8 protein-coding genes and 1 pseudogene are annotated in these 10,578 nt (G+C 67.9%); 5 read left to right on the forward strand and 4 right to left on the reverse strand.

Features of this window, described 5'->3' with window-relative positions; genetic code table 11:
* Positions 1-351: pseudogene (locus tag KQ297_RS05150) on the reverse strand (photosystem II q(b) protein); the annotation flags it as partial.
* 232 nt (positions 352-583) lie between these two features.
* Here KQ297_RS05150 and KQ297_RS05155 point away from each other — a divergent pair.
* Positions 584-2,203 carry a photosystem II high light acclimation radical SAM protein gene (locus KQ297_RS05155; protein ID WP_259738476.1) on the forward strand — a complete coding sequence of 540 codons (1,620 nt, stop codon included), beginning with the start codon at positions 584-586 and terminating at the stop codon, positions 2,201-2,203.
* A gap of 16 nt (positions 2,204-2,219) precedes the next feature.
* Here KQ297_RS05155 and KQ297_RS05160 read toward each other — a convergent pair whose 3' ends face one another.
* The gene (locus KQ297_RS05160) at positions 2,220-3,050 is read right to left on the reverse strand and encodes a CPBP family intramembrane glutamic endopeptidase (RefSeq protein ID WP_259738477.1); all 831 of its coding nucleotides are present in this window, start codon (positions 3,048-3,050) and stop codon (positions 2,220-2,222) included.
* Positions 3,051-3,380 carry an ATP-dependent Clp protease adapter ClpS gene (gene clpS / locus KQ297_RS05165; protein WP_185467405.1) on the reverse strand — a complete coding sequence of 110 codons (330 nt, stop codon included), beginning with the start codon at positions 3,378-3,380 and terminating at the stop codon, positions 3,051-3,053.
* 143 nt (positions 3,381-3,523) lie between these two features.
* Here clpS and KQ297_RS05170 point away from each other — a divergent pair, with 143 nt between their 5' ends.
* Together KQ297_RS05170 and KQ297_RS05175 are read left to right on the forward strand one after the other, a co-directional pair.
* Complete coding sequence (locus KQ297_RS05170) at positions 3,524-3,931, forward strand: HEPN domain-containing protein (RefSeq protein WP_259738478.1); 408 nt, start codon at positions 3,524-3,526, stop codon at positions 3,929-3,931.
* Complete coding sequence (locus KQ297_RS05175; RefSeq protein WP_259738482.1) at positions 3,888-4,235, forward strand: nucleotidyltransferase domain-containing protein; 348 nt, start codon at positions 3,888-3,890, stop codon at positions 4,233-4,235. Before KQ297_RS05170 ends, KQ297_RS05175 begins: the two co-directional genes overlap by 44 nt.
* Position 4,236: 1 nt before the next feature.
* Here the strand turns inward: KQ297_RS05175 and KQ297_RS05180 are convergent, their stop codons facing one another.
* Complete coding sequence (locus KQ297_RS05180; RefSeq protein ID WP_259738479.1) at positions 4,237-5,472, reverse strand: LL-diaminopimelate aminotransferase; 1,236 nt, start codon at positions 5,470-5,472, stop codon at positions 4,237-4,239.
* Between the two features lie 89 nt (positions 5,473-5,561).
* Between KQ297_RS05180 and KQ297_RS05185 the strand changes: the two genes are divergently transcribed.
* Positions 5,562-8,225, forward strand: coding sequence for a TIGR03960 family B12-binding radical SAM protein (locus KQ297_RS05185; protein WP_259738480.1), 2,664 nt, complete (start codon positions 5,562-5,564; stop codon positions 8,223-8,225).
* A 292-nt stretch (positions 8,226-8,517) separates the two neighbouring features.
* The coding region (locus tag KQ297_RS05190) for an Rne/Rng family ribonuclease (RefSeq protein WP_259738481.1) at positions 8,518-10,578 on the forward strand (2,061 nt) is incomplete at its 3' end.

Here is a 10,578-nt window from a genome sequence, read left to right on the forward strand (position 1 = left end):
GAAGATCACCAGCTGGTAGGGACCGCCGTTGTACAGCCACTCATCGAGGCTGGCGGCTTCCCAGATCGGGTAGAAGTGCAGGCCGATGGCGTTGCTCGAAGGAACAACGGCGCCGGAGATGATGTTGTTGCCGTAGAGGAGGGAGCCGGCAACGGGCTCACGGATGCCGTCGATGTCGACGGGAGGAGCAGCAACGAAGGCCACGATGAAGCAGATCGTGGCAGCCAGCAGGGTGGGGATCATCAGAACACCGAACCAACCGACGTAGAGACGGTTGTTGGTGGAGGTGACCCACTCGCAGAACTGGCTCCAGGCAGACGCGCCTTGGCGCTGCTGAAGAGTGGTGGTCATGAGAGCGAGGTAAGAGGTCCCCGAAGGGGTCGGTTAGGTAAGACGACATGCCGGAGCGGGAAACCCGTCCGGTGGGCCCGAAAGCCCTTCGCCTCACTCAAATGTAACAGAGCATTGCGAGATGTGCTGAGCCCTTAAGGTTTGCTCCGGGTTGGGGGGCGGGCGCAGGATCTGCTGGAGGCGCTGCCCCGGGTGCACGCTTGTTAGCGTCCGAGCTGGCCTGTGAGATCCGATGGCGCGGCCGCTTCAGCAGTTGGACTCGAACCCGCCGGCGAAGCCCTCCCCCGATGAGCGGGTGCTGCTGATCCGCCTGCCCTGCAATCCAATTTTCCCGATCGGGCCGGTGTACCTGGCCGATCACCTGCACAAGCGTTTTCCCGGGCTTCCCCAGCGCATCCTCGATCTGGCGGCCTTGCCCCTGCTCGATGTGGAGCGGGTGCTGCTGCGCACGATCGAAGCCTTCCGCCCCACCCTCTTGGTGTTCTCCTGGCGCGACATCCAGATCTATGCCCCGGTGGATGGCCGCGGCGGCAACCCCCTGCAGAACTCCTTCGAGGTGTTCTATGCCTCCAATCCCTTGCATCGCCTGCGCGGGGCCTTCGGCGGCCTGCGCCTGATGGGGGCTTTTTATGGCGAGCTCTGGCGCAACCTGCGCCTGGTGCGCCGCGGTCTGCGCCTGGCCCGTCGCTTCCATCCGGCGGCCCGGGTGGTGATCGGTGGCGGCGCGGTGAGCGTGTTCTATGAGCAGCTGGGCAAGAGCTTGCCGGCGGGCACCGTGGTGTCGGTGGGGGAGGGGGAGCCGCTGCTGGAGAAGCTGATCAGTGGCCGCTCCCTGGCTTCCGAGCGCTGTTACGTGGTGGGGGAGCCGCCGCGGCAGGGGCTGATCCATGAGCAGCCCGAGGGGGTGATCAAAACCGCCTGCGACTACACCTACATCGCTTCGATCTGGCCCCAGCTCGACTGGTATCTCGAAGGCGGCGACTTCTACGTCGGGGTGCAGACCAAGCGCGGCTGTCCGCACAACTGCTGCTACTGCGTGTACACCGTGGTGGAAGGCAAGGCGGTGCGGGTGAATCCGGTGGAGGAGGTGGTGGCGGAAATGCGCCAGCTCTACGACCGGGGCGTGCGCGGCTTCTGGTTCACCGACGCCCAGTTCATCCCGGCCCGCCGCTACATCGAAGACGCCAAGCAGCTGCTGCGGGCGATCCTGGCGGCCGGCATGGATGACATCCGCTGGGCGGCCTACATCCGCGCCGACAACCTCGACGCCGAGCTGGCTGAGCTGATGGTGGAAACGGGCATGGACTACTTCGAGATCGGCATCACCTCCGGCAGCCAGGAGCTGGTGCGCAAGATGCGCATGGGCTACAACCTGCGCACGGTGCTGGAGAACTGCCGCCTGCTGGCCCGGGCCGGTTTCCGCGAGCACGTGTCGGTGAACTACTCCTTCAACGTGATCGACGAGCGCCCCGAGACGATCCGCCAGACCGTGGCCTATCACCGCGAACTGGAGCGCATCTTCGGGGCCGACAAGGTGGAGCCGGCCATCTTCTTCATCGGCCTGCAGCCCCACACCCACCTGGAGCAATACGGCTTCGACCAGGGGCTGATCGAGCCCGGCTACAACCCGATGAGCATGATGCCCTGGACGGCCCGCAAGCTGCTCTGGAACCCCGAGCCGATGGGCAGCGTGTTCGGCCGGATCTGCCTGGAGGCCTTCGAGACCAACCCGGGCGATTTCGGCCGCACCGTGATGGCGCTGCTCGAGCGCGACTACGGCATCGCTCCGTTGGAGGAGGCGCTGCATGCGCCGGTGGAGGGCCGCAAGGCCCTGGCCACAGCGGTGCGCTGAGCGCGCTGATCCCTGCTCACCAGAAGCGCCGCCGCACCCAGAGCAGCCCGGCCAGGCCGGCCCAGCCCAGCAGGCCGCCGATCGGGTTGGGATCGGCTCCGCCTGGTCCGGCCAGCCAGAGCGGCACCGTGGGGTTGATCTGCAGTGGCCCGGACAGCAGGGAAAACCAGCCCCCCACCAGGCCCCCGTGCAGCCCCACGGCGCCCCAGAGGGAGCCGCCATCGGCCCGCCGCTGCAGCCCCAGGGCCAGCCCCAGCAGCAGCAGGCCCATCAGCAAGCCCGCCATCGGCCCGAGGCCGAGGTTGAAGCGGGTGTGGGCCAGGCTGAACACCGCCGCCTGGGCGATCAGGGCCTTCTGATCCGCTCGCGGCCCCCAGCCCAGGCGATGGTTCAGCTCGCCCCAGAGCCAGCCCCGGAACACCAGCTCTTCGGCGAAGCCGACCCCGAGGATCAACAGCACGGCATTGAGGATCTCGAGCGGCGTGATCAGTCCACCGCTCCAGCGGGCCTGGCCGCTGATCAGCAACACCCCCACCACCAGCAGCAGCAGCAGCAGCGCTTTGATCAGGCCACGCAGCAGGGAGCGCAGGCCCACGCCCCAGCCCATGGCCACCCCAAGGGCGTGCCAGGGCCGGCGCTCCCTCCACACGGTGTTCAGGCGCAGCGGCAGGGTGATCAACAGCAGGGCAAAGGACAGAGCCGTGCCCAGCAGGGCGACCTGATCGGGCCGCCAACCGCTGAGCAGGCCGGCTGCCGCAAAGGGTTGCACCGTCAGCCAGCCGAGGCCGTAGAGCAGCGGCAGATAGAGCAGGGTGCTGATCCAGCCCAGCCAGGCACGCCGGCGCACTCAGCTCTCCGGCTCGATCGTGCTGGAGAGGCCCTTGGCCTTGAGGGTTTCGCTGTAGAACTCGGCCGGCTCCAGATCACAGACGATCACCAGACCCACGCCGGTGTTGTGGGCCTCGAGCATCACGGCGATGGCGTCCTGCTCGCTCAGGGATGGCACCACCTGGCGCAGCGTGGTGACCACATACTCCATCGAGTTGACGGGGTCGTTGTGCAGCAGCACCTTGTAGCGGGGCGAGGGCTTGCGCACCCGCTGTACCTCCTTCTCGATCACCGCGGCACCGCCTGGGCTGCGGGTCGGGGTCTCCGTGGCACGGATGGTGTCGCTCATGGCTGGGAGTCTGACGCGGTTGTTGCGGTGTCTGGCTGGGGCAGCCTCTAGCATCCCGTCTCTGATGCCGGGAGCGGATGCGTCGTTACGCTTTCGTCGAGTAGCACAGCGAAGAGGATTGCGGCGCGGTCCAGAATGGTGTCATGAACCGTTCCGCCGACTGGCTACATCAGGCGGTGGCCGATCTTGATCTGGCCCGTGTGAGCGCCGAGGCGGGGCATCACGAATGGGCCTGCTTCGCCTCCCATCAGGCAGTGGAAAAGGCTCTCAAGGCGCTGCATCTTCACTTGGGGCAGCAGGTGTGGGGCCATGGCCTGGGTCGCTCCTTCCGGGATCTGCCCTCCCAGGCCGTCAGTGCCTTGGCCGCGGCGGTGCCGGATCTTGAGGATCGGCTGCGCATTCTCGATGCGCTCTACATCCCCACCCGCTACCCCGATAGCCTTCCCGATGGTGCCCCCATCGATCACTTTGGGCGTCTTCAGAGCGAAGACGCACGCCGCCATGCCTGTGCGCTCGTTGACGCAATCCGTACTGCGCTGGCCGGATCCTGAGCAGGTGCTGGCTCAGGCGAGCCGCTGGGCGAGCGAGCTGTGTGCCTGCCGCCCTTCCCTGCAGGCGGTGGGCGTGTTCGGCAGTTACGGCCGTGGTACGGCCGGGGTGGGCAGTGATCTCGATCTTGTACTGATCGATGCCACCGCTGCCGGGCCCCAGAATCAGCGCCTGCTTCACTGGCCCCTCGATCAGCTGCCGCTCAGCTGCGATGCCCTGGTGCTGACCCCGGCCGAATTCGACCAGCTGATGGCCTCGGGCTCCCGCATGGCCCAGGAGCTGCAGCGGGATCTGCGCTGGTTGTGAATCAGTGCGCCAGCGCCGCCCGCACCCGCCGCATCGCCTCGTCCACGTTCACGCGGCTGTTGAAGGCCGAGAGGCGGAAGTAGCCCTCTCCCGCAGCGCCGAAGCCGCTGCCCGGGGTGCCCACCACGTGCGCCTTGGTGAGCAGATGGTCGAAGAAGTTCCAGGAATTCATCCCCTCGGGGGTTTTCAGCCACACATAGGGGGCCTGCTCACCGCCATACACCTGCAGGCCGGCAGCGCTGAGCTCCCGGCGGATGATCGCGGCATTCTCCATGTAGAAGGCCACCAGGGCCTTCACCTGGGCCTGGCCCTCGGGGGAATACACCGCCTCGGCGCCGCGCTGCACGATGTAGCTCACGCCATTGAACTTGGTGCTCTGGCGGCGGTTCCACAGGGCCCAGAGTTCCGCCTTCTCCCCGTTGGCCGCCGTGCCCATCAGGCCGCGGGGCACCACCGTGAGCGCGCAGCGCGTGCCGGTGAAGCCGGCATTCTTGGAGAACGAGTGGAATTCGATCGCGCACTCCCGCGCCCCTTCGATCTCATAGATCGAATGGGGCAGGTCGGGGTCCTGGATGAAGGCCTCATAAGCCGCGTCGAACAGGATCAGGGCGTCGTTGGCGCGGGCGTAGTCCACCCAGGCCTTGAGCTGATCCTTGCTGGCTACAGCCCCGGTGGGGTTGTTGGGAAAGCAGAGGTAGATCAGATCCACCGGCTCGGTGGGGATCTGGGCGCTGAAGCCGTTCTCGGCATTGATCGGTAAATAGGTGAGGCCGCCGTACTGGCCGCTCTCATCGGCCTCGCCGGTGCGGCCCGCCATCACGTTGCTGTCCACATACACCGGATACACCGGATCGGTCACGGCGATGCGGTTGTCCGGCCCGAGGATGTCGAGGATGTTGCTGCTGTCGCACTTGGAGCCGTCGGAGACGAAGATCTCCTCAGCGCTGATGGCACAGCCACGGGCCTGGAAGTCGTGCGTCGCGATCGCCTCGCGCAGCCACAGGTAGCCCTGCTCGGGGCCGTAGCCGTGGAAGCCTTCCGGGGTTCCCATCGCGTCGATGGCCGTTTTCATCGCCTCGCGGCAGGCCTCCGGTAGCGGCTCGGTCACATCACCGATGCCCAGGCGGATGATCGGGGCCTCAGGGTTGGCCTCGCTGAAGGCCTTCACCCGCCGGGCGATCTCCGGGAAGAGGTAGCCCGCCTTGAGCTTGAGATAGTTGCCGTTGATCTGAACCACTGCTGCGGCTGGCGCTGGTGCTGCCGGGCATCTTCCTATGGCGCCGGCCACCCTCGATACGATCGAGCTACGCCCGTTCCCCTGCCGTAGTGATCGTCGACCACGCGCCCGTCGATTTCGAGCAGCTGGTGGACCGCAGCGTGGCCAAGCCCGGCCGCTACCTCGGCAATGAGCTGGGCGTCGAGCCCCGCGACTGGCAGGCTGCCGCCTTGCGCTGGGCCCTGACCTACCCCGAGCTCTACGAGGTGGGCGCCAGCAATCTCGGCCACATCATTCTCTATTCGATCCTCAACGCCGTTCCCGGGCAGCTCTGCGACCGGGCCTACCTGCCGGCGCCGGATCTGGCTGCGCGTCTGCGCGAGCGGCAGCAGGGCCTGTTCGCGGTGGAAAGCCGCCGGCCGCTGACCGCCTTCGACATCCTCGGCTTCAGCCTCAGCTACGAGCTGGGGGCCACCAACATCCTCGAGATGCTGGATCTGGCCCGGGTGCCGATCCGTGCCGCCGATCGCGGTGATCGGCCCCTGGATGATCCCGCTGCTCCGCCGCTGATCTTCGCCGGTGGCCCCACCGCCACCAGCAACCCGGAGCCCTTTGCCGCCTTCTTCGATTTCCTCGCCCTCGGCGACGGCGAGGAGCTGCTGCCCGAGATCGGTCTGGTGGTGGCGGAAGCCAAGGCGGCCGGCCTCAGCCGCTCCGCCCTTCTGCGGGATCTGGCCCAGGTCCCCGGGGTCTACGTGCCCTCGCTCTATGGCCCGGGGCCCGATGGCATCAGCCTGGTGCCGCTGGTGCCCGAGGCGCCGCAGCGGGTGCTGCGCCGGGTGGCCACGCCGATGCCCCACTACGGCATGGGCCTGGTGCCCCACATCGAAACCGTCCACGACCGGCTCACGATCGAGATCCGCCGCGGCTGCACCCGTGGCTGCCGCTTCTGCCAGCCCGGCATGCTCACCCGCCCCGCCCGTGATGTGGAGCCCGAGGCGGTGATCGAAGCGGTGGAAACCGGAATGGAGCGCACCGGCTACAGCGACTTCTCCCTGCTCTCGCTCAGCTGCTCCGATTACCTGGCCCTGCCGGCAGTGGGGGTGGAGCTGCGCAACCGCCTGGCCGACCAGAACGTGAGCCTCACCCTGCCCAGCCAGCGGGTGGACCGCTTCGATCAGAACATCGCCCACATCCTCGGCGGCACCCGCAAGGCTGGGCTCACCTTCGCCCCCGAGGCCGGCAGCCAGCGCCTGCGAGACATCGTCAACAAGGGCCTCACCGATGCCGAGCTGCTGCGGGGCATCCGCACGGCCATGGAGAGCGGGTACCGCCGGGTCAAGCTCTATTTCATGATCGGCCTGCCGGGGGAAACCGATGCCGATGTGCTCGGCATCGCCGACACCTGCCGCTCCCTGCAACAGCAGTGCCGTGATCTGGGCCGGCTGGAGCTGAATCTCACGATCAGCAACTTCACCCCCAAGCCCCACACCCCCTTCCAGTGGCACAGCGTGTCGACATCGGAGTTCCGGCGGCGCCAGGAGCTGCTGCGCCGGGAGCTGCGCACGCTCAGGGGCCTCAAGACGAATTTCACTGATCCGCGCCTCTCGGCGATGGAGGACTTCGTGGGGCGCGGTGACCGCCGCCTGGCGCCGGTGATCGAGGCCGCCTGGCGGGCCGGTGCCGGCCTCGATGCCTGGTTCGAGACGATCGAGGCCACCCACGCCGCCTGGACCGGAGCGATCGAGGCCGCTGGGCTGGGCGGCCGCTACCGGGCCCTGGAGATGGGCGACTGGGGCGCCACAGAAGCCCTCGGGCCCGAAGACCTGGCGGCCTTCTGCGCCCGGCCCCTCCCCTGGGATCACATCGACACCGGTGTCGACAAGACCTGGCTGGCGGAGGATCTGCAGAAGGCCCTCGCCGCGGTGGTGGTGCCCGATTGCTCCTTCGAGGGCTGCAGCAGTTGCGGCGTCTGCGGGCCGGAATTCGGCCACAACGTGGTGGTGGAGGCGCCGCCGATCCCCGTGCAGCAGCCCACCCGCGCTCCGGCCAGTAAACGGCTCCAGCGGCTGCGTTTCGGCTTCAGCAAGACCGGTTCCCTTGCCCTGCTCAGCCACCTTGATCTGGTGCGGCTGATGGAGCGGGCCCTGCGCCGCAGCGGCCTGCCCGTGAGCTTCACCGGCGGCTTTCATCCCCTGCCCCGCCTGCAGTTCGCCCTGGCCCTGCCCCTGGGGGTGGAAGCGCGCGGGGAGTGGTTCGACCTGGAGTTCAGCGGCAGCGTTGATCCTTCCTTCGCCCTGGAGCGGCTGCAGGCCACCCTGCCCGAGGGGCTGCTGCTCGCGGGGGTGGAGGAGGTGCCGGTCCGCGCACCGAGCCTGTCGCAGGAGCTGGAGGGGGCCGAGTGGAGGATGGAGCTGCTGGTTGAAGCCGGCGTCGGCGCCCCGGGCCCGGGCGCCGAGCGCTGGGGGCCTGCCCTGGAGAGCCTGCTCACGGCGGCTGAGCTTCCCTGGCGCGACACCGACAAGAAAGGACGGCCCCGCCAGCGGGACTGCCGGCCCCTGCTCGAGGCGCTGACCCTGGTGGCCGCGTCGGATCAGTCCTGCTGCGTGGGCCTTGGGGCCCGCATCGATGCCCAGGGGCGGAGCGTGCGCCCCGAGCAGGTCTGCCTCTGGCTTCAGGAGCGGCTGGGTATTCCCCTGCGCCTCGGACGGGTGAGCCGCGACCGGCTGCGGCTGCGGCCAGCGGCTGCAGGGGCTCAGGTTGACCCGTGCTAAATTCGCCCCAAGACGGCAGATCCGTCTGTGGTTTCCCATTCTGCAGACGTCGCCCTACGGCACCTGGTTCCGTAGGAACTGTTCCGCGCTTTGGCCGGCCCCGCTCGGCAGCATCGCCGCGAATGGAGGTTGTTCCTCCTGAGGATGCTCCTCAAAAGGTTTTTCTCCTCCGTCTACGTCCTGCTGGTCCAGCAGTCGAGCAGCTTTGCGGCGCGCTCTGGCCGGCGGGTTCGTGCTTCAGGGATTCACTCCCATCCATGGCATGGCTCCACAGAGCCACCCCCTATCCTCCATGCCCCAGCAGATCGTCATCGCGGAGCAACTGCGGATCGCCGCGGTGCTCAACGACGAACGTGTTGATGAACTGGTCGTAGCCCAGGGTCGCTATCAGATTGGCGACGTCTATCTCGGCCGTGTTGAAAATGTCCTCCCAGGGATTGATGCTGCCTTCGTCAACATCGGCGAAAGCGAGAAGAATGGCTTCATCCATGTCACCGACCTCGGCCCCCTGCGCCTGAGAAAGGGCGCCGCCGGCATCACTGAACTGCTCGAGCCCCGTCAGAAGGTGCTCGTCCAGGTGATGAAGGAGCCCACGGGCACCAAAGGCCCTCGCCTCACCGGCAACCTCACCCTGCCCGGCCGCTTCCTGGTGCTCCAGCCCCATGGCCAGGGGGTCAGCATCTCCAGGCGCATCAGCGGCGAGAACGAACGGAACCGTCTCCGGGCTCTCGGGGTGTTGATCAAGCCCCCCGGCGCCGGCCTGCTGGTGCGCACCGAAGCCGAGGGTGTCAGCGAAGATCAGCTGATCGACGACCTCGAAACCCTGCTCAGGCAGTGGGAAGGGATTCAGGAGGCCGCCGAGACGGCCACGCCGCCGGTGCTGCTCAACCGCGACGAGGACTTCATCCACAGGGTCCTCCGCGACCTCTACAGCCCCGAGGTCTGGCGGGTGGTGGTGGACACCCCCGCTGCGGTGGCCCGGGTGAATGCCTTCCTCGGCGCCGATCAGGCCAACCTGGAGGTGGAGCACCACGGTGAGGGCGCTGATGTGCTCGAGCAGTACCGGGTGAACGCCGCCATCAGCGACGCGCTCAAGCCTCGGGTGGACCTCCCCTCCGGCGGTTACGTGATCATCGAGCCCACCGAGGCGCTCACGGTGATTGACGTGAACTCCGGCTCCTTCACCCGCTCGGCCAGTTCGCGCGAAACCGTGCTCTGGACCAACTGCGAAGCCGCCGCCGAGATTGCCCGTCAACTCAAGCTGCGCAACATCGGTGGCGTGGTGATCATCGACTTCATCGACATGGAGTCGCGCCGTGATCAGTTGATGCTGCTGGAGCATTTCACCCAGTCGGTTCAGGACGACGCGGCTCGCCCCCAGATCGCCCAGCTCACCGAGCTGGGTCTGGTGGAACTGACCCGCAAGCGCCAGGGCCAGAACATCTATGAACTGTTCGGTCGGGCCTGTCCCAGCTGTGGCGGCCTCGGCCATGTGGCGGTCCTGCCGGGCAAGGACACCCTGCAACCCCTGGCCTCCGTCACCGGCCTGGTTCGCTCGGCCGCCTCGGCCCGGGCTGAAGTGCCCAGCCCCAACGGAGGTGAACCCTCCACGGGTCGCCGTCGTGGCGGCCGTGGCCGCGGCGCTCGAGGGTCGAGCGAAGGCAACGAACCGGCCGCGGCAGCCTCCCTCGCTGCCGAACCAGCGGCCGCGGCTTCTGTGGCCACCCCGGAACCAGCTCAGGGTTCTGGCGCTGATGGCGGCGGCGGCTTCAGCCGACGTCAGGATCCCGACCTGGTGGCGGTGCCGATGGACCCCGACCAGGAACTGGTCTACGGCTGGATGGGGCTCAGCCCCGCCCTGCTGCTCGATCCTCCTCCCAGCGGCGAGAATCTGGTGGTGCGTGTTGTGCGGCCCGGCGAAGACAGCGATGCCGTGCTCGAGGCGGCCCGCCAGCAGCTGGCCGCCTCCGGCTCCCGCCGCCGCCGCCGGGGTGGCCGTGGTGGGGCCTCCACCGACACCGGCTCCTCGCCCCGCCCCATTCCGGAGGCCAGCAGCTCCGGCCGCAACCTCCAGAACGACGACGCCCAGGGGGCCCTGGTGGAAATCACCCCCTTGCCCGATCAGTTCGGTGAGTCCGACGCCCCCATGACCACGGTGATCGAGTCTTCGGTGCTGCAAATTCCCGTGTCCCAGGTGCCCTTACCCGACGCAACCAGGGTGGGCCGCTCCCAGCCCCGTGGCCGCCGTGGGTTGCGGGATGAGGGCCAGGCGGTCGCCGTTGCCGAAGCTCCCATCGAGGCACCACCGGCCGCCATCCTCATCGAGGAGAACGACGGCGGCGGCGGTGAGCCC

Origin of the sequence: Synechococcus sp. CS-205, assembly GCF_025128255.1 — a bacterium.
In the GTDB taxonomy this organism is placed as follows: domain Bacteria; phylum Cyanobacteriota; class Cyanobacteriia; order PCC-6307; family Cyanobiaceae; genus Regnicoccus_A.